The sequence below is a fragment of the Micromonospora globbae genome (assembly GCF_003610785.1).
GTDB classification, from domain to species: domain Bacteria; phylum Actinomycetota; class Actinomycetes; order Mycobacteriales; family Micromonosporaceae; genus Micromonospora; species Micromonospora globbae.
The window spans coordinates 199,084-224,355 of record NZ_RAQQ01000002.1 but is presented as its reverse complement, the minus strand read 5'-3'; the positions used below and the strand labels follow the sequence as shown (position 1 = coordinate 224,355).

20 protein-coding genes and 1 riboswitch are annotated in these 25,272 nt (G+C 73.3%); of the genes, 11 read left to right on the top strand and 9 right to left on the bottom strand.

Annotated features, from left to right (window positions below; translation table 11 throughout):
- Window positions 1-20: 20 nt before the first annotated feature.
- On the bottom strand, window positions 21-608 hold the full coding sequence (locus tag D7I43_RS03405) for a hypothetical protein (protein WP_120326882.1): 588 nt from the start codon (window positions 606-608) through the stop codon (window positions 21-23).
- Window positions 609-910: 302 nt separating this feature from the next.
- Window positions 911-1,120: riboswitch (cobalamin riboswitch) on the top strand.
- 198 nt (window positions 1,121-1,318) lie between these two features.
- Between D7I43_RS03405 and D7I43_RS03400 the strand changes: the two genes are divergently transcribed.
- Window positions 1,319-3,640, top strand: coding sequence for a ribonucleoside-diphosphate reductase subunit alpha (locus D7I43_RS03400; protein ID WP_420870183.1), 2,322 nt, complete (start codon window positions 1,319-1,321; stop codon window positions 3,638-3,640).
- Between the two features lie 35 nt (window positions 3,641-3,675).
- Window positions 3,676-4,671 (top strand): ribonucleotide-diphosphate reductase subunit beta, encoded by a 996-nt coding sequence (locus D7I43_RS03395; RefSeq protein WP_120327081.1) that lies wholly within the window; start codon window positions 3,676-3,678, stop codon window positions 4,669-4,671.
- A gap of 84 nt (window positions 4,672-4,755) precedes the next feature.
- On the opposite strand, the gene D7I43_RS03390 is transcribed toward D7I43_RS03395, so the two are convergent.
- Window positions 4,756-5,313 (bottom strand): TetR/AcrR family transcriptional regulator, encoded by a 558-nt coding sequence (locus D7I43_RS03390; RefSeq protein WP_120326880.1) that lies wholly within the window; start codon window positions 5,311-5,313, stop codon window positions 4,756-4,758.
- Between the two features lie 103 nt (window positions 5,314-5,416).
- Between D7I43_RS03390 and D7I43_RS03385 the strand changes: the two genes are divergently transcribed.
- Entirely contained in the window at window positions 5,417-6,928 is a 1,512-nt protein-coding gene (locus tag D7I43_RS03385) for an MFS transporter (RefSeq protein WP_120326879.1), read from the top strand.
- A gap of 120 nt (window positions 6,929-7,048) precedes the next feature.
- On the opposite strand, the gene D7I43_RS03380 is transcribed toward D7I43_RS03385, so the two are convergent.
- Window positions 7,049-8,071, bottom strand: a complete 1,023-nt coding sequence (locus D7I43_RS03380; RefSeq protein WP_120326878.1) for a zinc-dependent alcohol dehydrogenase family protein — start codon at window positions 8,069-8,071, stop codon at window positions 7,049-7,051.
- Window positions 8,072-8,316: 245 nt separating this feature from the next.
- On the opposite strand from D7I43_RS03380, the gene D7I43_RS03375 reads away from it, so the two are divergent.
- Both D7I43_RS03375 and coaD read left to right on the top strand, forming a co-directional pair.
- Window positions 8,317-9,207 (top strand): helix-turn-helix transcriptional regulator, encoded by an 891-nt coding sequence (locus D7I43_RS03375; protein ID WP_120326877.1) that lies wholly within the window; start codon window positions 8,317-8,319, stop codon window positions 9,205-9,207.
- Between the two features lie 105 nt (window positions 9,208-9,312).
- Window positions 9,313-9,795 (top strand): pantetheine-phosphate adenylyltransferase, encoded by a 483-nt coding sequence (gene coaD / locus D7I43_RS03370; protein WP_240032779.1) that lies wholly within the window; start codon window positions 9,313-9,315, stop codon window positions 9,793-9,795.
- Between the two features lie 96 nt (window positions 9,796-9,891).
- On the opposite strand, the gene D7I43_RS03365 is transcribed toward coaD, so the two are convergent.
- Window positions 9,892-10,272 carry an ArsR/SmtB family transcription factor gene (locus D7I43_RS03365; protein WP_120326875.1) on the bottom strand — a complete coding sequence of 127 codons (381 nt, stop codon included), beginning with the start codon at window positions 10,270-10,272 and terminating at the stop codon, window positions 9,892-9,894.
- A gap of 84 nt (window positions 10,273-10,356) precedes the next feature.
- Between D7I43_RS03365 and D7I43_RS03360 the strand changes: the two genes are divergently transcribed.
- The 4 genes from D7I43_RS03360 to D7I43_RS03340 all read left to right on the top strand — a co-directional run bounded on the left by D7I43_RS03360 (window position 10,357) and on the right by D7I43_RS03340 (window position 15,052).
- A complete protein-coding gene (locus D7I43_RS03360) occupies window positions 10,357-12,330 on the top strand; it encodes a heavy metal translocating P-type ATPase (protein WP_275670803.1) in 1,974 nt (657 codons plus the stop codon).
- 1 nt (window position 12,331) lies between these two features.
- Window positions 12,332-12,955: a methyltransferase family protein gene (locus D7I43_RS03355; protein WP_120326874.1), complete on the top strand. Its 624-nt coding sequence runs from the start codon at window positions 12,332-12,334 to the stop codon at window positions 12,953-12,955.
- Window positions 12,956-13,177: 222 nt separating this feature from the next.
- Window positions 13,178-14,389 (top strand): globin domain-containing protein, encoded by a 1,212-nt coding sequence (locus D7I43_RS03345; RefSeq protein ID WP_120326872.1) that lies wholly within the window; start codon window positions 13,178-13,180, stop codon window positions 14,387-14,389.
- An 84-nt stretch (window positions 14,390-14,473) separates the two neighbouring features.
- Complete coding sequence (locus tag D7I43_RS03340) at window positions 14,474-15,052, top strand: GNAT family N-acetyltransferase (protein ID WP_204985148.1); 579 nt, start codon at window positions 14,474-14,476, stop codon at window positions 15,050-15,052.
- Between the two features lie 81 nt (window positions 15,053-15,133).
- On the opposite strand, the gene D7I43_RS03335 is transcribed toward D7I43_RS03340, so the two are convergent.
- On the bottom strand, window positions 15,134-15,931 hold the full coding sequence (locus D7I43_RS03335; RefSeq protein ID WP_120326870.1) for a YwiC-like family protein: 798 nt from the start codon (window positions 15,929-15,931) through the stop codon (window positions 15,134-15,136).
- Window positions 15,928-16,626 carry a helix-turn-helix transcriptional regulator gene (locus D7I43_RS03330; protein WP_192902060.1) on the bottom strand — a complete coding sequence of 233 codons (699 nt, stop codon included), beginning with the start codon at window positions 16,624-16,626 and terminating at the stop codon, window positions 15,928-15,930. The genes D7I43_RS03335 and D7I43_RS03330 overlap by 4 nt, the downstream gene beginning before the upstream one ends.
- 125 nt (window positions 16,627-16,751) lie before the next feature.
- On the opposite strand from D7I43_RS03330, the gene D7I43_RS03325 reads away from it, so the two are divergent.
- Window positions 16,752-17,201 carry an SRPBCC family protein gene (locus tag D7I43_RS03325; RefSeq protein WP_120326868.1) on the top strand — a complete coding sequence of 150 codons (450 nt, stop codon included), beginning with the start codon at window positions 16,752-16,754 and terminating at the stop codon, window positions 17,199-17,201.
- Between the two features lie 69 nt (window positions 17,202-17,270).
- On the opposite strand, the gene treZ is transcribed toward D7I43_RS03325, so the two are convergent.
- From treZ to glgX, 3 genes are read right to left on the bottom strand one after another with little or no spacing between them, the layout of a single operon-like run.
- On the bottom strand, window positions 17,271-19,004 hold the full coding sequence (gene treZ / locus D7I43_RS03320) for a malto-oligosyltrehalose trehalohydrolase (RefSeq protein WP_120326867.1): 1,734 nt from the start codon (window positions 19,002-19,004) through the stop codon (window positions 17,271-17,273).
- Entirely contained in the window at window positions 19,001-21,322 is a 2,322-nt protein-coding gene (treY, locus tag D7I43_RS03315; RefSeq protein WP_120326866.1) for a malto-oligosyltrehalose synthase, read from the bottom strand. Before treY ends, treZ begins: the two co-directional genes overlap by 4 nt.
- A gap of 1 nt (window position 21,323) precedes the next feature.
- The gene (gene glgX / locus D7I43_RS03310) at window positions 21,324-23,441 is read right to left on the bottom strand and encodes a glycogen debranching protein GlgX (protein ID WP_120326865.1); all 2,118 of its coding nucleotides are present in this window, start codon (window positions 23,439-23,441) and stop codon (window positions 21,324-21,326) included.
- A 323-nt stretch (window positions 23,442-23,764) separates the two neighbouring features.
- Between glgX and D7I43_RS03305 the strand changes: the two genes are divergently transcribed.
- Window positions 23,765-25,162 (top strand): glycosyltransferase family 4 protein, encoded by a 1,398-nt coding sequence (locus D7I43_RS03305; protein ID WP_120326864.1) that lies wholly within the window; start codon window positions 23,765-23,767, stop codon window positions 25,160-25,162.
- Window positions 25,163-25,272 lie beyond the last annotated feature (110 nt).

Genomic DNA, 25,272 nt, shown 5'->3' with positions numbered 1-25,272 from the left:
GACACTGCCTGGCTCGTCGATCAGCGGTACGAGGGCCGCGGGTCTGCCGGCCGGGCCGGTACGACGTCGAGCCGCGGGTCACCGACGAGCGCGTCGACGGCGGCCCGCTCGGCGCCGATGCCGGCCCAGTGCGGGTCGACGTCGCTGGCGAAGCACCAGCTGTGGTCGGCCGGCCAGACGAAGGCCGGCGGTGCGATGTTCTGCCCGCCGCCGAGGTCCGCCTCCCAGGCGTCGATGTCGGCCAGCGAACCGCGCAGCAGGGCGTAGCGGCGGTGGGGCAGCTCGACCAGTCGGCCGTGTTGCACCTCGGGCGGCAGCGGGGCGTCGGAGTACCCCTCCCAGAGGCAGAAGTAGCACTCGTCCGGGGTGGACGTGAACGGCGCGAGGAGGCGCAGCGCCCGCCGCGTCTGCGCGATGTCCGTGGGGTGGTCGTCGGGAACGTCGGCGTCCGCCTCCTGCTGGCCGGGACGGGTGGGATCAGGGATGAAGCGAAGCCGCGCGAACGCCTCGAACCCCGACGGCCCGAAAGTGATCAACTGCTCGGCGGGCGTGTCCGATCCCACGAGCCAGTCGGCGGGGGTCGTGTCCTGGCAGTAGCTGAGTCTCATCGGTAACGCCTCACCGTGCCTGGGCGGGGTCGCCTCGTCCGGGTGTCGCGCGTGCGGCGCCGCGTTCGCGGTCGGCCGGGCCCGCGGAGTATCGCCTTCAGTAGACCACGCGGGTCGCCGGCGCCCGACGCCCACGCGACGGACGACGGCGCGCCGCGGATCCCCGGGGCGGCGACACGGCCGGCCCACCCCGACCTCGGGTCACCGTCCATCGACGACCTGTGCGAGTCCCGGGTCCGCGGTGATACTGGCGACACGCCAGACACACCATGTGGTGTTGCCATGTTGGGGGCGCACCCATATATGGTGTCCGTGCAGCTGGTTCGGCCACCGGTCCACGGTGGTCGAGGCAAGAGGGAAGCCGGTGGGAATCCGGGACTGCCCCGCAGCGGTGAGTGGGAACGACCGCCGTCACCACAGCACTGGGCCACGAGGTCTGGGAAGCGACGGCCAGTAGGCGACCTCCGGTCACGCCCACGAGTCCGAAGACCTGCCAGCGCGCCGCACGCGTCGCGTGTGGCGGTCGGAGGCCGCGCGGGACGGCCGACGCCCTGAGACGCCGGTCCCCCCGACCGGTGCGCCGCCCGGCGACCAGTGGCGTTCCTCCTGCGCGCCCGTCGACCTCGGGACAGGCGTGAGGAGGGGACGTGACGGCGACACAGGACGTGGCGGTGGCCGATCAGGCGGCACCGGAGCAGCGTCGGCAGGCGATGCGGGTCCGCAAGCGCGACGGCGACACCGAGCCGGTGGACGTCAACAAGATCGTCAGGGCGGTCGAGCGCTGGGTCGCCGACCTGGACGAGGTCGACCCGCTGCGGGTCGCCACCCGAACGATCAGCGGGCTGTACGACGGGGCGAGCACCGCCGAGCTGGACAAGCTGTCGATCCAGACGGCGGCGGAGCTGATCGGCGAGGAGCCGCAGTACTCGCGGCTCGCGGCACGGCTGCTGGCGGCGTACGTGGACAAGGAGGTCCGCGGGCAGGGCGTGGCGAGCTTCAGCCAGGCGATCGCGTACGCCCACGGCCTGGGACTGATCGGGGACGCCACCGCGGCGTTCGTCGCCCGCAACGCCCGCAAGCTCGACGACGCCGTCGACCCGGACGGGGATCTCCGGTTCGAGTACTTCGGCCTGCGCACGGTCACGGACCGGTACCTGTTGCGGCATCCGGAGTCCCGACTCGTCGTGGAGACGCCGCAGTACTGGCTGCTGCGGGTCGCGTGCGGGTTGTCGGATACGCCCGGCGAGGCGATCGGGTTCTACCGGCTGATGTCGAGCCTGGCGTACCTGCCGAGTTCGCCGACCCTCTTCAACTCCGGGACGCGGCACACCCAGATGTCGTCGTGCTTCCTGGTCGACTCGCCCCGGGACGAGCTGGACTCGATCTACGAGCGGTACCACCAGGTCGCGAAGCTGTCGAAGTTCTCCGGTGGGATCGGGATCTCCTGGTCGCGCGTCCGCGGACGCGGTGCGCTGATCCGGGGCACGAACGGCAGGTCCAACGGCATCGTGCCGTTCCTCAAGACGCTCGACGCCGGTGTGGCGGCGGTGAACCAGGGCGGCCGGCGCAAGGGGGCGGCCTGCGTCTACCTCGAACCCTGGCATCCGGACATCGAGGAGTTCCTGGAGCTGCGGGACAACACCGGCGAGGAGTCGAGGCGTACGCACAACCTCAATCTGGCGAACTGGATCCCGGACGAGTTCATGCGCCGCGTCGAGGCGGACGAGGAGTGGTCGCTGATCGACCCGTCCGACGCCCCCGAGCTGCCCGACCTGTTCGGCGAGGCGTTCGACGAGGCGTACCGCGCGGCCGAGAAGAAGGCCGTCCGCAGGGTCCGGGCCCGGGATCTGTACGGGCGGATGATGCGGACGCTCGCGCAGACCGGCAACGGATGGATGACGTTCAAGGATGCCGCGAACCGGCTGTCGAACCAGACCGGCGCCCCCGGCAACACGATCCACCTGTCGAACCTGTGCACCGAGATCCTGGAGGTGAACGACGACACCGAGACCGCGGTGTGCAACCTGGGGTCGATCAACCTGGCCGCCCACGTCACCACCTCCGGTGTGGACTGGGAGAAGCTGCGGGCGACGGTACGCACGGCGGTGGTGTTCCTGGACCGGGTGATCGACATCAACTACTACCCGTCGGCGCAGGCGGCGGCCTCGAACCCTCGCTGGCGACCGGTGGGGCTCGGGCTCATGGGCCTGCAGGACGCCTTCTTCACGCTGCGCCTGCCGTTCGACTCCGCCGGGGCGCGCGAGCTGTCGACCCGGGTGCAGGAGGAGATCTTCCTGACCGCCCTGGAGACGTCGGCCGGGCTCGCGGAACGGTTCGGCCCGCACCCCGCGTACGCCGAAACCCGTGCCGCGAAGGGCGACCTGCACCCGGACCTGTGGGGCGTCACACCGGCGCAGACCGAGCGGTGGGCCGCGCTGCGGTCGGCGGTCGCCGCGCACGGGCTCCGGAACTCCCTGCTCGTCGCGATCGCGCCGACCGCCACGATCGCCTCGATCGCCGGCTGCTACGAGTGCATCGAGCCGCAGGTGTCCAACCTGTTCAAGCGCGAGACCATGTCCGGTGAGTTCCTCCAGGTCAACACGTACCTGGTCCGGGAGTTGAAGGCGCGGGGGCTGTGGACCCCGGCGGTCCGGGAGCAGATCAAGCGCGCCGAGGGCTCGGTGCAGGGGATCACGGACCTGCCCGCCGACGTGCGGGAACTGTTCCGCACCGCCTGGGAGCTGCCGCAACGGGCGCTGATCGACCTGGCCGCCGCCCGCGCGCCGTTCGTCGACCAGTCGCAGTCGCTGAACCTGTTCCTCGCCGCCCCGACCATCGGGAAGCTCTCGTCGATGTACCTGTACGCCTGGAAGTCCGGGCTGAAGACCACCTACTACCTGCGGTCGCGTCCGGCGACCCGCATCCAGCAGGCCACCGTCGCGCCGGTGATCAGCCCGGTCGTCGCGGCGAGCGACGCGGCGGCGCTGGCCTGCTCCCTGGAGAACCCCGACAGCTGCGAGGCCTGCCAGTGACCACCGTTCCCGAACCGCGCACCGGCGAGCGGCACATGCTGCTCGACCCCGGCATGGACCTGACCCTGCGGCCGATGCGCTATCCGCACTTCTTCGACCGGTTCAAGGACGCCATCCGGAACACCTGGACCGTCGAGGAGGTCGACCTGCACTCCGACCTGCCCGACCTGGCCCGGCTGTCACCCGCCGAGCGGCACCTGGTGTCCCGGCTCGTGGCGTTCTTCGCCACCGGCGACACCATCGTCGCCAACAACCTCGTGCTCAACCTCTACCAGCACGTCAACTCCCCGGAGGGCCGGCTCTACCTCTCCCGGCAGCTCTTCGAGGAGGCGGTGCACGTCCAGTTCTACCTGAACCTGCTCGACACGTACGTGCCGGACGAGAGGGAACGGTTCGAGGCGTTCGCGGCGGTGGAGAACATCCCCTCGATCGCCCGCAAGGCGGAGTTCTGCTTCAAGTGGATCGACTCCATCTTCGCGCTGCGGGAACTCCGGACCCGGGAGGACCGTCGGGCCTTCCTGCTGAACCTGATCTGCTTCGCGGCCTGCATCGAGGGGCTGTTCTTCTACGGCGCGTTCGCCTACGTCTACTTCCTGCGCTCCCGGGGCGTGCTGCACGGCCTCGCCTCGGGGACCAACTGGGTGTTCCGCGACGAGTCGATGCACATGGCGTTCGCCTTCGACGTGGTGGACACGGTACGCGCCGAGGAGCCGGACCTGTTCGACGCCGAGATGGAGCGGCAGGTCAGGGACATGCTGGCCGAGGCGGTGGAGTGCGAGGTGCAGTTCGCCGCCGACCTGCTGGAGCAGGGTGTCTCCGGGTTGTCGCTGGCCGACATGCGCGAGTACCTCCAGCACGTCGCCGACCGGCGCCTGGCCGTCCTCGGCATCGCGCCGATGTACGGCAGCCGCAACCCGTTCGCGTTCATGGAGTTGCAGGACGTCCAGGAGCTGTCGAACTTCTTCGAGCGGCGGGTGTCCGCGTACCAGGTGGGCGTGACCGGCACGGTCAGCTTCGACGACGACTTCTGACCGGCTGATCGGGGCTGCCGTCCCGGGCGCGGCCCTCGCCCGGGACGACAGCGCCGGTCCCGGACGCTCGTGGCCCGGCAGGGGTCAGGTGGGGTCGAGCGTCAGGTCGATGAGCTGGCGGGCGAGTTCTTCCTTCTCCGCTTCGCTTGGCTCTCCGCCCCACAGGACGGCCATGCTCGCGCCGTCGGCGGCGGCCATGACGAGGCTGACGACGCGGCCGGGCAGGCCGTCCGCGGTGAGGTCGTCACGCCATCGCCGGGCGTCGGAACGGGCGATGTCGATCACCGCGGGGTTCGTGATCAACTGGGCGATCAGGATGGTGTCCTCGCGTACGGCTCCGGGATCCTGCACGTGCAGACAGGCGCGCACGTAGGCGCGGGCGAGCCGTCCGGGGCGGTCGTCGTCCGGATCGAGATGCTCGTGGACCGCGCGGCGGAACGCGTCGAGCAGCGACTCGACGAGTGCCGTGATGAGGTGGTCCTTGCTGGGGAAGTGGTAGATCAGCCCGCCCTTGGACACGCCGGCGTGCTGAGCGATCGCGTCGAGCGTGGCGGCCATCCCACGGCGGAGGAACAGGTCACGCGCGGCGTCGAGCACCATGCCGCGGGTGTCCCCCGCACTGCGACCTGCCGTTCGGCCCATCGGCAACACCTCTCCGGCACACGATGGTCAGGTGATGGATCCCACGTGGCGGGTCCACGCGAACGCCCCTAACTATACCGACCGGACGGTACAGTTTTCTGCCATGGGACTCCACGACCCCACGCCGGTGGTCACCGGCACCACCCCCCACCGTCGGCGCTGGGCCGCCCTCGGCGTGCTGGTCATCGCGATCCTGCTGCTGGCCATCGACGGGACCGTCCTGTACCTCGCGGTACCGGCGCTGACGCAGGACCTGTCGCCGAACGCGACACAGATCCTGTGGATCGGGGACGTGTACTCCCTCGCCCTGGCCGGGCTGCTCGTGACGGCGGGCAACCTGGCCGATCGCGTCGGGCGCAAGAAGACGCTGCTCGTCGGCGCTGTCGGCTTCGGGCTCGCCTCCGTGCTGGCCGCCTACGCCCCGAACGCGGGAACGTTGATCGTGGCCCGCCTGCTGCTCGGCGTCGCCGCCGCGACGATCATGCCGTCGACGCTGTCGATCATCCGCAACCTGTTCACCGACGCCCGCGAACGGACCCGCGCCATCGCCGTGTGGTCGGCCGCCTTCGCGGGCGGAGCCGCCCTGGGCCCCCTGGTCGGCGGGTTCCTGCTCGAGCACTACTGGTGGGGATCGGTGTTCCTCATCAACGTGCCGGTCATGATCGTCCTCCTGGCCCTGGGCGCGATCCTGCTGCCGGAATCCAGCGACCCGTCACCGGGTCGGTTCGACCTCCTGTCCGCGGCGCTGTCCATGGCAGCGGTCGTACCGTTCGTCTACGCGGTCAAGGATCTCGCCAAGTCGGGTCCGGACGCCGTCACCGCCGTGTCGCTCGTGGCCGCGGTGGTCGCCGGCTACCTGTTCGCCCGCCGCCAGCGGCGACTCGCCACGCCGCTGTTGGACATCAGCCTGTTCCGCCGTCCGGCGTTCTCCGGCGCCGTGCTGGCCAACTTCGTGGCGGTCTTCGCGCTGACCGGTCTGTTGTTCTTCTTCTCGCAGTACCTGCAACTGGCCCGCGAGTACGGCCCGCTGCGGGCCGGCCTCGCCGAGCTGCCGGCGACCATCGCGGCGATCGGGGCCATCGCCGTGGTCGGGCTGGTCGTGGCGCGGCTCGGCGCGGGACGCGCCATCGGGATCGGACTCGTGCTCACGGCACTGGGACTGGTCGCGGTCGCCGGGGCCGAGGGCGCGGAGCACTACCTGTGGCTCGGGCTTGCGCTGGTACCCATCGGCCTGGGCGTCGGCATCGCCCAGACCCTCACCGTCGACGTGGTCGTCTCCGCGGTCCCGCCCCGCCGAGCCGGCGCCGCCTCCGCCGTCTCCGAGACGGCCTACGAACTCGGGGTCGCCCTCGGCATCGCGGTCCTCGGCTCGCTCGTCACCTTCCTGTACCGCGCGAACCTGACCCTGCCGCGCGGCCTGCCGGCCGGCGACCGCACCATGATCGAGGACTCCCTCGCCTCCGCCCTCACCGTCACCCCACCGGACTCCGCGCTCGCTCACCACGCGCGCGAGGCGTTCACGGCCGCGATGCAGACCACCTCGCTGGTCGCGGCGGCGATCACCGTCGCCGCCGCCGTCGTGGCGTGGCACACCATCCCGTCGCACCGTGCCTGACGCCGCCGCGCCCAGCGCCCGTCCCACCCCTCCCGCGACACGGCCGCCACCGGGTTCCTGCCCCGCGCGGTGGCGCATCCGGCCCGTACGCCGCGCGTGGGTGCGGCCGGAGGGTGGCCGTCACGGGTTGAGGAGGACCTTGACGGCCCGGCGTTCGTCCATGGCCCGGTACCCCTCGGCAGCCTGGTCGAGGGGCAGGGTGAGGTCGAAGACCTTGCCAGGGTCGATCTGCCGGTTCCAGATGAGGTCGATCAGTTCGGGCAGGAAACGACGCACCGGCGCGGGGCCGCCGTGCAGGTGGACGTGGGAGAAGAACAACTCGTCGCCGGGCAGGCGCACGTCGTGGGCCACCCCGACGTAGCCGACATGCCCGCCCGGACGGGTGGCGCGGATGGCCTGCATCATCGACTCCTGGGTGCCGACCGCCTCGATGACCGAGTGCGCCCCGAGGCCGTCCGTGAGTTCCTTGACGCGGGCGACGCCCTCGTCGCCGCGCTCGGTGACGATGTGGGTCGCGCCGTAGTCGGCCGCCAGCTTCTGGCGGGGCTCGTGCCGGCTCATCGCGATGATGCGTTCGGCGCCGAGTTGCCTGGCCGCCAGCACGGCGAGCAGGCCGACGGCGCCGTCACCGACGACGGCGACGGTCTTGCCCGGCCCGACCTCGGCGGCCACGGCCCCGAACCAGCCGGTGCCCAGTACGTCCGAGGCCGCCAGGAGGCTCGGGATCAGGTCGTCCGGCGGGGTGTCGGGCGTGGCCACCAGGGTGCCGTCGGCCAACGGCACGCGCAGGTACTCGGCCTGGGCGCCGAGCCCGCCGACCGGCTCCCGGTGGACGCAGGAGGACTGATAGCCGGCCCGGCAGATGACACAGGTGTTGTCCGAGGCGAAGAACGAGCCGATCACGAACTGGCCCGGTGTGACGTTCCTGACCTCGCTGCCGACGTCCTGGACGACGCCGACGTACTCGTGGCCCATCGGCGCCGGCCCCTTGACCGCCTCGACGCCGCGGTAGGGCCACAGGTCCGAACCGCAGATGCAGGTCGCGGACAAGCGGATGATCGCGTCGGTCGGGAGAAGGATGCGCGGATCTTCGCGCTCCTCGACCCGGACGTCACCGGCGCCGTAGAGGACAGCACCACGCATGGGGATCTTCCTTTCGAGTTCGGAGTCCGGCCGAAACGGGCCACCCGTCCCGCATACCCCGGCAGGACGGGGGATTGCCGCCATCCGGGGAGTGATCAGCCGAGACGTGAGCGGCTCACCGGAGGGCCGGTGCTCGTGTGCGACGCCGTCCAGCAAACCCCGGCCGGCCCGCCTCAGGGAGTTTCCCCTGACAGGTGTACCGACAGGGCACCCTTTGGCGGAGCGGCGGCACGTACGGTCGAGACGTGGACAACCGCACCGAGGTCCGCGAGTTCCTGGTCTCGCGGCGCGCCAAGATCAGCCCGCAGCGGGCGGGACTGCCCGCCGGCACGAACCGGCGCGTGCCGGGACTGCGCCGCAGCGAGGTCGCCGCGCTGGCCGGCGTGAGCATCGAGTACTACGCGAAACTCGAACGCGGGGCCCTCGCGGGCGTCTCCCCCGGCGTCCTGAACGCCATCGCCCGTGCGCTCCAGCTCGACGACGCGGAGCGGGCGCACCTGTTCGACCTCGCCCGGGCCGCGGACGGCAGCGCCGCCCTCATGCGGCCGCGCCGCCGCACCGCCCGGCAGTGGTCGGTACGCCCCAGCCTCCAGTGGACCCTCGACGCGGTCACCGAGGGGCCCGCCTTCGTCCGCAACGGCCGCCTGGACCTGCTCGCCGCGAACCGGCTCGCCCGCGCGTTCTACGCCGAGGCGTACGCCCAGCCGCAGCGCCCCGCCAACATCGCCCGGCACACGTTCCTGGACGAGAAGGCCCACCGCTTCTACCCGGAGTGGGACCTCGCCGCCGACATCTGCGTCGCCATCCTCCGCACCGAAGCCGGCCGCGACCCCTACGACAAGGACCTCCACGACCTCGTGGGTGAACTCTCCACCCGGAGCACGGAGTTCCGCAGGCGATGGGGCGCGCACGACGTCCGGCACCACGGCACCGGCGTGAAGCACTTCCACCACCACGTCGTCGGCGACCTGACCGTCGCCTACGAGGGGCTGGAGATGGCCGCCGAGCCGGGCCTCACCCTCACCATCTACACCGCCGAGCCCGCCTCCCCGTCCGAGGACGCGCTGCGCCTGCTCGCCTCCTGGGCCGCGTCGCAGGAGGCGGACACCGACGCGCCGACACGTCTCGCCGAGTGATCGGAAGCGGCGCGGTCGTCCGCGTCGGTGCCAGGTGCGACGCCGCCTGACCGGGGCTGCCGTCCCGGGCGTCGGCCCCGACGGCGGCGAGGGAGAATGCCCCACGTGGCTCACCTTCGGTCGCTCGCGGACACGGGCGGCGTGGACGGCGTCGCGCAGCACCGTGTGGTGGCGCACCGGCGCGTGCGAGCCGTCTACCCCGGCAGCTTTGATCCCTTCACCGCCGGACACCTGAACGTGGTGGACCGGGCACGCCACCTCTTCGACGAGGTGGTCGTCCTCGTCGCGGTCAACGGCGCCAAGCACCCGCGCGCCGACGCGGAGGAGCGAGCGGCCGCCGTCCGGGCCGTCCTGCCGGCCGACTGGACCACCGTCACCGTGGTGGCCTGGAGCGGGTTGACCGCCGCCTGGTGCCGTCACCACGAGGTGGGGGTGATCGTCCGCGGGGTGCGCAACACCAGCGACCTGCAGACCGAGTCCCGGCTCGCCGCGATGAACCAGTCGCTGGGCGTTCCCACGGTGTTTCTGCCCGCACATCCCGACCTGGCCGCGGTGTCCTCGACCGCCGCGCGCAGCCGGGGGGCCTGAGGTTCGTCCAGGCCGCGGCCGGACGTCGGCGCACCCCTCGTCGGGCGGTCGCCGGTCGACCTCCCTGGACCTGCCGCGACGATCGCGCGGCTCCGGTCAGCCGCGGCTGGCTGCCGGCCTCGGCTCGTGCACGTGCGGCTGGTCGTCGTGCCGGTCGGGGTTGTCCGCGTGGTCGGCGTGGAACAGCGCTTCGGCGAGCAGGGCGCGTACGTGGCTGTCGGCCGCGGAGTAGTGCACGAAGGTGCCTTCCCGGCGACCCTTCACGAGGCCCGCGAGGCGCAGCTTGGCGAGGTGCTGGCTGACGGCGGTGGGGCTTGCTCCGACCAGGTCCGCGAGGCACGCGACGGATGACTCTCCCTGGAGCAGCGCCCAGAGGATCTTGATCCTCGTCGGGTCGGCGAGCAGCCGGAAGCCCTCGGCGGCCAGGTGGACCTGCTCCTCGTTCGGCATCTGGAAGTCGGGCAGTGACGTGTGCACGCGCCAACCATAGCCCGCTACCCCACTACTCGTCTGCATGGCTGCTTGTTTACCTTCGCATGCACGCAGGTATTGTGGTTCCTCGTGACCAGCTCGACGCTCTCGCCACCGGTCAGCGCCACCCGCCCCGCCGGGCCCGGCCTCGTCGCCCGCCTCTGGGCTCTGCCCGAGGTGCGGTGGGCCATGGTCGCCACCGGACTGTTCGCGCTCGGCGGTGCGGCCCAGCTGCTCGGCTCGCCTCCCGCGCTGTGGTGGGCGCTCTACCTCGGGTGCTACGCGGCCGGGGGCTGGGAACCGGCACGTGCCGGCCTGCGCGCGCTCCGCGCGCGGACCCTGGACGTCGACCTGCTGATGATCGTGGCGGCGATCGGCGCGGCGAGCATCGGGCAGGTGTTCGACGGCGCGTTGCTGATCGTCATCTTCGCCACCTCCGGCGCGTTGGAGGCCGTCGCGACGGCACGGACCGCCGACTCGGTGCGCGCCCTGCTCGACCTGGCCCCCGAACGGGCCACCCGGCTCCTGCCCGACGGCGGCGAGGAAGTGGTGGACACCGCCGGCCTGACCGTGGGCGACGTCATCCGGATCCGGCCCGGCGAACGGATCGGCGCCGACGCGCTGGTGCTGGACGGCGTCAGCGACGTCGACCAGGCCACCATCACCGGGGAGCCCCTGCCGGTGACCAAGGCGGCCGGGGACGAGGTGTTCGCGGGCACGCTCAACGGGACCGGCGCGCTCGTGGCCCGGGTGCACCGGCCGGTCGGCGAGTCGGTGATCGCCCGCATCGTCGCGCTGGTCGACGAGGCCTCGGCCACCAAGGCGAAGACCCAGTTGTTCATCGAGAAGGTCGAGCAGCGCTACTCGGTGGCCGTGGTCGTGGCGACCCTCGCCCTGTTCGGCATCCCGCTCGCCGTCGGGGCCGAGTTCCAGCCCACCCTGCTGCGCGCCATGACGTTCATGATCGTCGCCTCCCCCTGCGCGGTGGTGCTGGCGACCATGCCGCCCCTGCTGTCCGCCATCGCGCTCGCCGGCCGCAACGGAGTGCTCGTCAAGTCCGCCGTCGTCATGGAACGACTCGCCGACACCACCCTGGTGGCGTTCGACAAGACCGGCACCCTCACCACCGGAACCCCGCGCCTCGCCGGCGTCCACCCCGCGGCCGGCGTCGACGCCACCGAACTGCTGCGGCTGGCCGCCGGCGCCGAGAACCCCAGCGAGCACCCCCTCGCCGTGGCGGTCGTGACCGCCGCCCGGGACCGCGGAGTGCCGGTCCCGCCCGCCGGCGACTTCGGCTCCGCCCCGGGCCGCGGCGTCTCCGCCCTCGTCGAGGGCAGGCGCGTCACCGTCGGCCGGCCCGGCCCGCCCGACGAACGACCCGACCGCGACGCCGCCGACGTCCGGCGGGCGGTCGCCGACGTGCAGGACGCCGGCCACACCGCCGTCGTGGTGGCCGTCGACGGGCGGCCGTGGGGCGTGCTCGCCTTCACCGACCGCATCCGGCCGCGGGCCGCCTCCACGGTCGCGTCCCTCACCGCCCTCACCGGCGCCACACCCGTCCTGCTCACCGGGGACAACCCCGGCGCGGCCCGGCGGCTCGCGGCAGAGGCCGGCATCGCCGAGACCCACGCCGGCCTCCTCCCCGCCGGCAAGGCCGAGCGGGTACGCGAGTTCCAGGACAGGGGACAGCGGGTCCTCCTCGTCGGCGACGGCGTCAACGACGCCCCCGCGCTCGCCACGGCCGACCTCGGCGTCGCCATGGGTCGCCACGGATCGGACCTGGCCCTGCACACGGCCGACGCCGTACTCGTCCGCGACGACCTGGGCACCCTGCCGGCCCTGATCGCCCTGTCCCGCCGAGCGCGGCGGGTCGTCAAGGCCAACCTCCTGATCGCCGCAGCCTTCATCGTCGTCCTGGTGACCTGGGACCTCGTCGGCGACCTGCCCCTACCCCTGGGCGTCGCCGGCCACGAAGGGTCCACCGTCATCGTCGGCCTCAACGGCCTGCGGCTCCTGCGCCGGTCCGCCTGGCGGCGGACCACGCCGACACCCCTGGGAAACTGACGTGCCCTGGCTCGCGCTGCTGCTCTACCTGCTCGGACTGCTGCTCGCCTTCGGCTGGCGCACCCTGTCGCAGTGGCGCCGCACCGGCGACACCGGCCTGCGCCTCGACGCCGGTCCGCCCGGAACCCTGCGGTGGTGGGCCAAACTGCTGTTCCTCGCCAGCCTCGTGCTCGGCTTCGCGGGCCCGGCAGCCGCCCTCGCGGGCCTGCCGGCACTGCCCGGCCTCGACGAGCGGTGGCTGCACGTCGCCGGCCTCGTCGTGACCGTCGCCGGCATCGCCGCCACGCTCGCCGCCCAGCTCGCCATGGGCACCTCGTGGCGGGTCGGCGTCGACCCGGCCGAGCGCACCGACCTGGTCACCGGCGGGGCGTTCGCGCTCGTACGCAACCCCATCTTCACCGCGATGGCGGCCACCACCCTCGGCCTCACCCTCATGGTGCCCAACGCCGTCGCCCTGGCCGCCTGGCTCGTCCTGGTCCTCGCACTGCAACTACAGGTCCGCGCGGTCGAGGAGCCCCACCTCGTGGCCACCCACGGCGAGGCCTACCGCCGCTACGCCGCCCGGGTCGGACGCTTCCTCCCCGGCGTGGGACGGTGCGCCACCCGGCCCGGCACCTCGGCGTGATCCCCGCACCGGCCACCACGGCGGCCGGCGGCCGCGTACGGGCCGACGTCCATCGCGCGTCCGAGACCGCCCGCCGGCCCCTGCCGGCCGCGCCGCCGGTCGTCGCGGGCGCGGGGGCGGGTGTGAGCGGCGCTACGCGGTCCCGGGACCTTCGGCCCTGATCCGCGGTGTTGCGTTTCTGTTCCGTGGAGGTCGACCTCATCCACGCCGGAAGGAGTAGTCGTGCTCTCGGAATCCTCAGCCGCGGTGGTCACCGCGACCCTGCCCGCCGTCCAGGCCCACGGGGAGGCGATCACGGGCCGGTTCTACCAGCGCATGTTCGACGCCCACCCCGAACTGCTGGACGTCTTCAACCGGGGCAACCAGGCGACCGGGCAGCAGAAGGCCGCCCTCGCCGCCGCCGTGGTCGCCTACGCCGAGCACCTGACCGGCGACGGGCGCGTGCCGTGGGGTCCGATCCTGGACCGGATCGCGCACAAGCACGCCTCGCTGGGCATCACGGCCACCCAGTACACGATCGTCGGGCGGCACCTGCTCGCCGCCGTCGGCGAGGTGCTGGGCGACGCCGTCACCGCCGAGGTCGCGGCCGCCTGGGACGAGGTGTACTGGCTGCTCGCCTGCGAGCTGATCGCCCGGGAGGCCCGCCTCTACACCCTGGCCGGGGTGGCCGAGGACGGGGCGGTGTGGCGGGACTGGCGGGTGGTGGCCCGGACCCGGGAGACGGCCGACGTCGTCTCGTTCACCCTGGTCCCGGCCGACGGCGCTCCCGCGCCCGCGTTCACGCCGGGGCAGTACGTCTCGGTGGCGGTCGACCTGGACGGCGGTCGGGGGCAGCAGATCCGGCAGTACAGCCTCTCCGGCCGGCCGGGCGCTCCCGACTGGCGGATCACCGTCAAGCGCGTACGCGGCGCCGGTGACGCGCCGGACGGCATGGTCTCCACGTACCTGCACGAGCGGGTGGCCGCGGGCGACACACTGCGGCTGAGCCCGCCGTTCGGCGAGGTCAGCGCGCTCGGCGACGGCGGTCCGCTGCTGCTCGTGAGCGCCGGCATCGGGCTCACCCCGGCCCTGTCGGCGCTGGAACACCTCGCGGCCACGGAGCCGGAGCGGGAGGTGGTGCTCGTGCACGCCGACCGGACGCCCTCCGCGCACGCGCGCCGCGAGGAGTTGCCCCGGCTCCAGGAGCGGCTGCCGAACCTGTCCGTACGGCTGTGGTACGAGGACGCGACCGACGGGGAGCTGGCCGGGCTGAAGGCCGAGGTGGCCGAGGGGCTGGTCGACCCGGCCCGGATCCCGCTCTCCCCCGGGGCGCGGGTGCATCTGTGCGGGCCGGTGCCGTTCATGAGCCTGGTCCGGGGCGGCCTGCTGCGCCGGGGTGTGCCGCCGGAGCGCATCGCGTACGAGGTGTTCGGGCCGGGGATGCTGCGCGACTGACGGTCCCCGACCAGCGCACCGCGGCGGCCGGTGTCGGGAGCGCCGGCACCGGCCCGACCGTCCCGCCCTGGGAGGATGGACGCCATGGGCGGCAACGAAGAACTGTCGACCGCGCGGTTGTCCCTGCGGCGCCCCACCCCCGCCGACATCGGCGCCATCTACCGCGTCCACAGTGACCGGAGGGCATGCGCGCACAACCCGGCTGACCTGCTCACCAGCCAGGCGGACGCGGAGGACCTCTACCGCCGGTGGGACCAGCACTGGCGACACCACGGTTTCGGCTACTGGGTCGTCCACCCCCGGGAGGCCGACGACGAGCGCCTCAGCCTCGGCTTCTGCGGCCTCAAGGTGATGCACCTGGCCGGTCGTGAGGTGCTCAACCTCTTCTACCGCCTGGCCCCCGCCGCCTGGGGCGACGGGGTGGCCACGGAAGCCGCGACCGCGGTCGTCGACTGGGCCGCCACGCATCTGCCGGGTCGCCCCGTCATCGCGCGGGTCCGGCCCGCGAACGTCGCCTCCGCCACGGTCGCCACACGCAGCGGGCTGCGACGCGCCGCGTGCCTCGACACCGCCGGTGAGGACGGCCTCGACTGGATCTTCACGAAGAACTGGCCGGACGGCCGGCCGCAGTCGTCCGGCTCAGGGATCAGGGCAGGGGATTGAGCGCGGCGGCGGTCGGCACGAAGCCCACGACACCGTCCCGGCCGGTCCGGGCGGACGCGACGGTGCGGGGCCGGCCGTCGGTCAGGACGCGACCAGCACGGCGGCGAGCACGAGCAGGGAGCAGACGATCTCGATCACGCCGACCTGGGCGGGCCGCAGCCGACGGGCCGGGAGGACCGCCGCCCGGATCAGCAGCACCAGGAAGACCGGCGCGAGCAGCACGTCGAGCAGGGTCGCCGCCACGAGCGCCGCCAGGTGGTACGCGATCGAGGCGCGCAGGTAGGTGGTGCTCCCCCGCTCCCGGATCATGGTCTTGACGTAGAGGACCGTGCCGGCCAGGTAGAACAGCAGGGCCGCGAACGCCGGCAGGACCCGCACCGGCGCCACGCCGGCGACGGTGGCCACGACGAGGAGCATCACGCCGCTCAGCGCCACGGAGGCGAGGTCGTTCAGCAGGGCCCGCTCACGTCGCCTCCAGGCGTACCAGGCGTTGATGGCGAGCAGCACGGCGTAGGCGGGGGCGTACCAGAGCACGGCGGGCCGGGCAACGACCACCGTCAGCGCGAGGGGCGCCGTGACGAGCGCGTACACCCGCAGTTGCGCGGCGAAGCGGCGCGGCCGGCGGCTCTTGACGGCCTGGAAGGCGTAGTACGACAGCAGGTAGCCGGCCAGCCAGGCGACGAGCAGCGGCAGATGCGGCCAGCGCGGCCCGACCAGCGCGACCCCGACGACGTACGGCAGCAGCAGCATCGCCCAGGCGCCGTGCTGCGGGGGCACGAACCGGCGCACCAGACGGCCAGGGTTGGCGCTGCGGCCGCCGGGGTCGGCCGGCGGGTGGGTACGCCGCCCCGGGCGCCTCGTGTCCGCTCGGGTGGTCATGCCGGTGGGCGGACGCTCGGCGGCAGGGTGAGTCGCACCACGCAGGCGGTCGGCGCGCCGAACGGTTCCAGCACGGCTCCGCTCGTCCCGGCCCCGGCGTGGTCGAGGACGCCGCGCACGACGCCGACGTGCAGCGCGCAGATGGCGTCGGGGTTGCGGTTCACCAGTTCGAGGAACGGGCAGGTGGACAGGTGGATCTCGGTGCTCCCGTCCGCCGTGGGGTGCAGGCCGGGGTTGAAGCCCAGGCCGCGGAGCACCGCCAGCAGGGTGTCGACGGGGTTCCCGCCCGCCGGGGTGGCCGCGGCGAGGTGGCGGCCCCAGTCCTGCCCGGCGCGGGTGGCCTCGGCCCGGACGTCACCCCGGCCCTGACGGGCGAGGTGGTCGAGCAGGGCGGCGGCGAGCGCCCGGTACGGCGCCGGTGCAGGGGCCTCCCCCGTGGCGGCCCGGTAGCGCCACGCCGGCCGTCCGGGCTGCCCGCCACTGGCGCGCGCCTTGACGAGGAGACCGGCGTCCACGAGCCGGTCGAGGTGGCTGCGCGCGGTGGAGGGGTGCAGCCCGGTCCGCTCGCCCACCTCGGCGATCGTCAGGCCGCCGCCGGCGTCACGCACGAGTTCGAGGATCGAGGCGCGGCTCGCGGTGCCGAGGGCCCGGTGCCGGGTGGGATCGATGGTCTCCCCGACGGGCCCCGCTCCCAGGGTTTTCACGATGAATGACGTTACAACGGCGTCCGTCGTCGGAACCACCGGGAGGAGGCAGGTCACACCGCCGTCGTTTGCCGCGGCACGGACCGGGAAGGCGTACGGCACGCGGAGGAGACGTGATGATCGAAGTCAGTCGGACCATCCGTACCTCGCCCGAGCGGGTCTTCGCCGTGCTCGCGGATGGTTGGAGCTACGCCAGTTGGGTCGTCGGCGCCGCGCACGTGCGGGCCGTCGACGAACGCTGGCCGGCGGTCGGCGCGCGGGTGCACCACCGGATCGGCCCGTGGCCCGTGCAGATCGAGGACCAGACGGTGGTCCGCGCGATGGAGCCGAACCGGCTGCTCGAACTCGAGGCGCACGCCGGACCGCTCGGCACCGCGCGGGTCCGGCTCACGCTGGAGCCGGTCTCGGACACCGCGACCCGGCTCCGGATGGGCTGGATGGCGGCCGCCGGCGTCACCCGCCTCGTTCCGGAGGCCGTGCTGTCGCTGATCCTGCGGCCGCGGAACGCGGAGACGCTGCACCGCGTGGACGACATCGCCATGCACCGGCAACTGCGCGCGGGCTAGCCGCGACACCGGCCCGTCCCGCCGTGCCGGGCGGTTCCCTCGTGGTGCGCCCGCCGCCTGCCGACCCCGCTACAGCGCCACGACGGCCGCCGTCTCCGCCGGCAGCTCGATCCGGTCGCGCATCACGGTGACCCCGTTCCCGGTGGCCAGCAGCACCTTCCGCACCACTCCCGGCAGCGTGATCCGCTGCGCCTTGCCGGCCAGGTTCGCCGCCACGAGGCACTCACCCCGGCGCATCAGCAGGAACTGGTCCCCGTGCCGGACGTCGACCGCGTGCAGCCGCGGGTCCGAAAGGTCGGCCCGGCTCTTCCGCAGCGCGATGAGCCGCCGGTGGAACTCGTACATCTCCCGGTGCTCGGGCTTGTCCAGCTCGGCCCAGTCGAGCCGGGAGCGGGCGAAGGTCTGCGGGTCCTGCGGGTCGGGCACCTCCCCGGGAGGCCAGCCGTGCGCGGCGAACTCCCGCCGGCGTCCGGACGCGACGGCCGCCGCCAGCTCCGGCTCGGGGTGGCTGGTGAAGAACTGCCAGGGCGTGGAGGCGGCCCACTCCTCCCCCATGAACAGCATCGGCGTGAAGGGCGCGGTCATGAGCAGCGTCGCCCCGACCCGCAGCAGGGCCGGCGACAGCGACGTGGAGATCCGGTCCCCGGTCGCCCGGTTCCCGATCTGGTCGTGGTTCTGCAGGTACGCCACGAACCGGTGCCCCGGCGTCCGCTGCCGGTCCACCGGCCGCCCGTGGTGCCGCTGCCGGAAGCTGGACCAGGTGCCGGCGTGGAAGAAGCCGCCGGTCAGCACGTCGGTGAGCGCCTCCAGCGACCCGAAGTCGGCGTAGTAACCCTGCCGCTCCCCGGTGAGCAGCGTGTGCAGGGCGTGGTGGGCGTCGTCGTTCCACTGGGCGTGCAGCCCGTACCCGCCCGCCTCGCGGGGCGTGATGAGCCGCGGGTCGTTGAGGTCGGACTCGGCGATCAGCGACAGCGGCCGACCGAGGTGCGTGGACAGGGTCTCCACCTCGGCGGCGATCTCCTCGAGAAGGTGCACGGCGCGGGTGTCGGGCAGGGCGTGCACGGCGTCCAGGCGCAGGCCGTCGACGTGGTAGTCCCGCAGCCACATGAGCACCGAGTCGACGATGTAGCGGCGCACGCCGTCGGAGTGCGGGCCGTCGAGGTTGACCGTGCGGCCCCACGGGTTGCTCTGTTCGCTGAGGTAGGGCGCGAACATCGGCGCGTAGGCCCCGGAGGGCCCGAAATGGTTGTAGACGACGTCGAGGATCACCCCCAGCCCCCTGGCGTGGGCCGCGTCGACCAGCCGCTTCAGCCCGTCCGGGCCGCCGTAGGGCTGGTGCGGCGCGTACCAGCAGACGCCGTCGTACCCCCAGTTGTGCTCGCCGTTGAAGGCGTTGACCGGCAGCAGCTCGATCAGGTCGACGCCGAGGTCGACCAGGTGGTCGAGCTTGCCGATGGCCGCGTCGAAGGTGCCCTCCGGGGTGAAGGTGCCCACGTGCAGCTCGTAGAGGACGCTGCCGGGCAGCTGCCGGCCGGTCCACGACCCGTCGGTCCAGGCGAAGGCGTCGTGGGAGTAGACCCGGCTCGGCCCGTGCACGCCATCGGGCTGCCAGAGGGAGCGCGGGTCGGGCAGGGCGAAGTCGTCGTCGTCGAGGAGGAAGGCGTAGTCGGTGCCGGGGCCGGCGTCGGGCACCTCGGCCCGCCACCACCCGCCGGCGTCGGCGCGCATCTCGTGGTCGGCGCGGCCGAACAGGCGCAGCCGGACCCGGGCGGCTTCGGGCGCCCACACCGTGAACTCGGTCATCGGGCAGCCTCCACGGAATCGGTGGGAGCGAGGAGGGCGACGGGATAGGTGCTCAGCAGATCATGAACGAGCAGCTCAGACCCACTGTAGACCCGCCCGGTGAACATGTCGGTCACAGTGTGTCCGGGAAGTGACAGAAACGTGTCGCGCCAGCCACCGTCGCGGGTCAGCCGCAGGGGCAGCCGGGTGGCCACGGCGAGCGCGCCGCCCCGGTCGAACGCGACGGCGTGCCGGGCCGCCGGGCCGTGCGCCGGCACCGGGCGGTAGCCGGTGAACAGCTCCGGACGGTCGCGTCGCAGCCGCAGGGTCCGCGACACGACGAGCAGCTTCGCCGCTCCGCCGGCGTCGACCGGCGGGCGCCAGCCCGCGTCGAGCCGGGCCAGCAGCTCCCGGCGTACGTCGACGTCGACCGGCCGGCGGTTGTCCGGGTCGACCAGCGAGTTGTCCCACAGCTCGGTGCCCTGGTAGGTGTCGGGCACCCCCGGCATGGCGAGCTGCACGAGCTTCTGGCCGAGGGAGTTCGACCAGCCGGCCGGCGTGATCTCCCGGGCGAACGCGGTCAGCTCGGCGTGCAGCTCCGGGTCGTCGTACATCCGGTCGACGACCGCGTGCAGGGCCCGTTCGAAGGCCGCGTCGGGGTCGGTCCAGCTCGTCGACACGGCGGCCTCGCGGGCGGCCTTCTCGGCGTACGCGTGCAGCCGCTCGCGCTCGATGGGCCACGCGCCGACGGCGGTCTGCCAGAGCAGGTGCGCGAACGCCGGGTCGGGCAGCGGGACGCGGGCCGTCCACCCGGCGACGAGCCCGGCCCACCGGTCCGGCAGCTCGCTGAGGACGGCGAGGCGGGCCCGCACGTCCTCCGACCGCTTCGTGTCGTGGGTGGAGAGCGTGGTCATCGCGGCCGGCCAGCGGACGTGCCGCGCGGCGGCGAACCGGTGGAACTCGGCCGGCGGGGTGCCGAAGTGGGCGGGGCTGCCGCCGACCTCGTTGAGCGCCACGAAGCGGCTCCACCGGTAGAAGGCGGTGTCCTCGACGCCCTTGGCCATGACCGCGCCGGTGAACTGGGGGAACCGGCAGGCCAGCTCGTCGTCGGGGTCGCGCAGGCGGCGGGTGAGCGCGTCCAGCACGCCGGCCAGGTCGGGGCGGCGGCGACCGGCCTCCGCCCGGGCCGCGGCGAGGTGCCGGGCGCCCTCGGGCGGGTAGCCCCGGTAGACCGGAAACGCGGCCGCCAGCTCGGCGAGCCCCGCACGCGCCGCCGCCGGCTCCAGGTCGGGGGCGAGCGCGGCGAGCCGGCCCAGCTCGGCGGCGAGCAGCCGGGTGGCGGCGGCGAGCTTGGTGTCGTGGATGAGGTCCGGCCAGGAGGTGCGCCGGCCGGTGAGCCGGGTGTCCAGCGCCGTGAGGTCGGCCTCGGCGTCGGGGTCGACGAAGAGACCGGAGACCGCCGCGAGGGCCTCGTAGCCGGTGGTGCCGTCGACCGGCCAGTCCGGCAGCTCCTCCCCGTACTCCAGGATCTTCTCCACGACGAGCCAGACGGGCCCGGCGGCGTCCCGCAGCCGGGTGAGGTAGCCGGCGGGGTCGCGCAGCCCGTCGGGGTGGTCGACCCGGATGCCGTCGACCTCCCCCGCCGTGGCCCACCGCAGGATCAGCTCGTGGGTGGCGGCGAAGACCTCCGGGTCCTCGACCCGCAGGCCGGCGAGGCCGGAGACGGCGAAGAACCGGCGGTACGTCAGCTCGGCGTCGCCGCGCCGCCACGAGACCAACGCGTAGTGCTGCCGGTCGTGCACCTCCCGCGGGCTGCCGTCGCCGGTGCCGTCGGCGATCGGGAAGCGGTGCTCGTGGTAGCGCAGCTCACCGTCGACGACCGCGAGGTCGTCGAGGGCGTCGGGCGTGTCGGCGAGCACCGGCAGCAGCAGCCGCCCCCGCTCCCAGTCGATGTCGAACCAGGACGCGTACGCCGACGCGCGGCCGCGACGCAGCACGTCCCACCAGGCGGGGTTGGCGGCCGGCACGGCCACCCCCGCGTGGTTCGGCACGATGTCCACGACGAGGCCCAGCCCCACGGCGCGCAGGGCCCGCAGCAGCCGCTGCCGGCCCGCCTCGCCGCCGAGTTCCGGGTTGACGGCCCGGTGGTCGACGACGTCGTAGCCGTGCGCCGAGCCGGGGGCGGCGGCGAGCAGCGGCGCGCTGTAGAGGTGCGTCACGCCGAGGTCGGCGAGGTAGCCGGCGAGCCCGGCGGTGGCGTCGAGGTCGAAGTCGGGGCGGACCTGCACCCGGTAGGTGGCGCCCACCCGCGGCACGTCCGGTCGAGGGGTGGTGGACATGTCAGCCGGCCCTCTTCAGCACGACGAGGGAGCGGTCCGGCACGCACAGCGCCCCGCCCGCATCGACCACCGTCGTCTTCTCGGCGTCGGGTTCGGCGGTGCTGATCTCCACCTGCCAGCGCTGGCCGAACTCGGCCGGTGGGAGGGTGAAGTCCAGCGGCGCGTCGTGGGCGTTGAAGCAGAGCACGAAGGAGTCGTCGTGGTGGCGCTGGCCGTACGCGCCGCGCTCGCGGATGCCCTCCCCGTTGACGAACAGCGCCACCGACCGCCCGAAGTCGTTGCCCCAGTCCTCGCCGGTCATCTCCCGACCGTCCGGCGTGTACCAGGCCAGGTCCGGCAGGGGGGCGCCGACGTCCCGGCCGCCGACCGGCAGCCCGGTGAAGAAGCGGCGGCGGCGGAACACCTGGTGGCTCCGGCGGAACGCCACCAACCGTCGGACGAACTCCAGCAGCCCCTCGTCGGCCTGCTCCCAGTCGATCCAGGTCAGCTCGCTGTCCTGGCAGTACGCGTTGTTGTTGCCCCGCTGCGTGCGCCCCAGCTCGTCGCCGTGGCCGATCATCGGGACGCCCTGGGAGAGCAGCAGGGTGGCCAGGAAGTTGCGGCGCTGCCGGGCGCGCAGGGCGCGTACGGCCTCGTCGTCGGTGGGCCCCTCCACGCCGCAGTTCCACGACCGGTTGTGGCTCTCCCCGTCCCGGTTCTCCTCGCCGTTGGCCTCGTTGTGCTTGTCGTTGTACGACACCAGGTCGGTGAGCGTGAACCCGTCGTGGCAGGTGACGAAGTTGATGCTGTGGAACGGGCGGCGGCCGTCGTCCTGGTAGAGGTCGGCCGAGCCGGAGATCCGCGAGGCGAACTCGGCCAGGGTGGCCGGCTCGCCCCGCCAGAAGTCGCGCACGGTGTCCCGGTACTTGCCGTTCCACTCCGTCCACTCCGGCGGGAAGTTGCCGACCTGGTAGCCGCCGGGGCCCACGTCCCACGGTTCGGCGATCAGCTTCACCTGGCTCACCACCGGGTCCTGCTGCACCACCTCGAAGAACGTGGAGAGGCGGTCGACCTCGTAGAACTCGCGGGCCAGGGTGGCCGCGAGGTCGAAGCGGAAGCCGTCGACGTGCATCTCGGTCACCCAGTACCGCAGCGAATCCATGATCAGTTGCAGTGAGTGGGGGCTGCGGACGTTGAGGCTGTTGCCGGTGCCGGTGTAGTCGACGAAGTACCGCCGGTCGGACTCCGAGAGGCGGTAGTAGCTCGGGGCGTCGATGCCCTTGAAGCTGAGCGTGGGGCCGAGGTGGTTGCCCTCGGCCGTGTGGTTGTAGACCACGTCGAGGATCACCTCGATGCCGGCCGCGTGCAGCGCCCGCACCATGCCGCGGAACTCCTGCACCTGCTGGCCGAGCCGACCCATCGCCGAGTAGCCGTGGTGCGGGGCGAAGAAGCCGATCGTGTTGTAGCCCCAGTAGTTGCGCAGCCCCAGGTCGGCGAGGCGGTGGTCGTGCACGAACTGGTGCACGGGCATCAGCTCGATGGCCGTCACCCCGAGCCGGTTCAGGTGCTCGATCATGGGCGGCGAGCCGATGGCCGCGTACGTGCCGCGCAGCTCCTCGGGGATGTCGGGGTGGCGCATGGTCAGGCCGCGCACGTGCGCCTCGTAGATCACCGAGTGGTGGTAGGGGGTGCGCGGCGGGGAGTCGTTGCCCCAGTCGAAGTACGGGTTGACCACCACCGACTTCGGCATGAACGGCGCCGAGTCGGCGGTGCTCATGCGCTCCGGGTCGCCGTGCTCGTAGTCGTAGACCGCCGGATCCCACGTCACGTCGCCGTCGACGGCCTTCGCGTACGGGTCGAGCAGCAGCTTGTGCGGGTTGCAGCGCAGGCCGTTCGCCGGGTCGTACGGGCCGTGGACGCGGTAGCCGTACCGCTGCCCGGGCCCGATCCCCGGCAGGTACGCGTGCCAGACGTACGCGTCCACCTCGCGCAGCTCCACCCGGCGCTCCGCGCCGGTGTCCCACTCGTCGAAGAGACACAGCTCGACCTTCTCCGCCACCTGGCTGAAGATCGCGAAGTTCGTGCCCATCCCGTCGTACGTGGCGCCGAGGGGGTAGCGCTCGCCCGGCCAGACCTGCATGTCGCTCCTTCGTCCCGGTCATGAGCGCGCCCGCGCGTCATGAGCGCACCTCACGGCGGGCCGGGCGGTGCGCAGGCCGGGTATTGCCCCGCCACCGCCCCGCCCAATCCTGCGGCCGACACCCACAAATCCGTACGACCCGGGCGGGTCACCCGTTCGGGTGTCGTCGGTCACCCGGGCGCTCCTCGAGATGCGGTTCGTGCCCGGATGCCCTTTGCTGGTGCGGGGGACGCGCGCCCGCGCGTCGGCACCCCGGCCATCCATCACGCAACCGCGCCGCCACCGCCGCCGGCGCGTACGCCCCTGCCTGGACGGAGACGAATGTGACGACGCTGCGGGTCGGCGAGAAGCTCGCCACCGCCACGGACCGCACCTGCCGGCCCACCCCGACGCGGTCCCCGACCCCGCCGCCGGCCGGCCCCGGGACGCCCCCGCCGGCGCGGCGGATCCTCATGCTGTCGTGGGAGTACCCGCCGGTGCTCGTCGGCGGACTCGGCCGACACGTCCACGCCCTCTCCACCGCCCTCGCCGCCGCCGGCCACCACGTCACCGTCGTCACCCGCCACACCGACGGCGCACCCACCGAGGAATACACCGACGGCGTCCGCATCATCCGCGCCACCGAAGACCCCGTCACCTTCCCCCTGGCCACCCCCAGCCTCCTCGCCTGGACCATGGCCTTCAACCACACCCTCACCCGCGCCGCCCTCCACGCCACCACCACCGACACCTACGACGTCATCCACGCCCACGACTGGCTCGTCGCCCACACCGCCATCACCCTCCGCGAACACCTCGACCTCCCCCTCGTCACCACCATCCACGCCACCGAAGCCGGCCGACACCAAGGCTGGCTCCCCGACGAGATGAACCGCACCATCCACGCCGTCGAACACTGGCTCACCACCGAATCCGGCCGCGTCATCGCCTGCTCCGGCTACATGCGCAACGAGGTGACGGCCCTGTTCGGGGTGCCGGCCCCGCGGGTGGACGTCGTGCCGAACGGCGTCGAGCCGCACCGCTGGCAGGCGCCGCGGCGGGCCGTGGACGCGGCGCGGGCCCGGTACGCCGGGGACGGCCCGCTGGTCACCTTCGCCGGACGGCTGGTCTACGAGAAGGGCGTGCAGGACCTGCTCGCCGGGCTGCCGCGGCTGCGGGAGCGGCACCCGGGGCTGCGCGTGGTGATCGCCGGCGACGGCCCGTACCGGGACGAGCTGGAGGCGCTCGTGCACCGGCTCGACCTGGCCGGCGCCGTGAGCATGCCGGGCTTCCTCGGCGACGACCTGCCCGCCGTGATGGCCGCGTCGGACTGCTTCGCGGTGCCGAGCATCTACGAGCCGTTCGGCATGGTGGCGCTGGAGGGCGCGGCGGCCGGCGCGCCGCTCGCCGTGGCGGCCACCGGCGGCCTCGCCGAGATCGTCGAGCCCGGCGTCACCGGCATGACCTTCCGGCCGGGGGATCCGGACGGGCTGGCCGAGGCCGTCCACGCGCTGCTGGTCGACCGGGACCGGGCGTCAGCGCTCGCCCGCCGGGCGCGGTCGGTGGTGCGGAAGCGGTACGGCTGGCCGGCCATCGCCCAGCGCACCGCCGCCACGTACGCGGCCGCCATCGCCGGCGACCCGGCGTTCACGGCCGCCCGCACCGCCGAACGGATGGCCCAGGGCCGCGCCCTCCCGCCGGTACCCGACGGCAACCTGCTGGCCGCAGCCAACCTCCGCTGACCGCCCCACCCCCTCCCCGCGCCCGCGCCCCGCGCCGCGCCGCGCGCCGCGCCCGCGCCGCGCCCGCGCCCGCGCCCACGCCCACGCCCGGTGATCATGAGGTTGGCGGG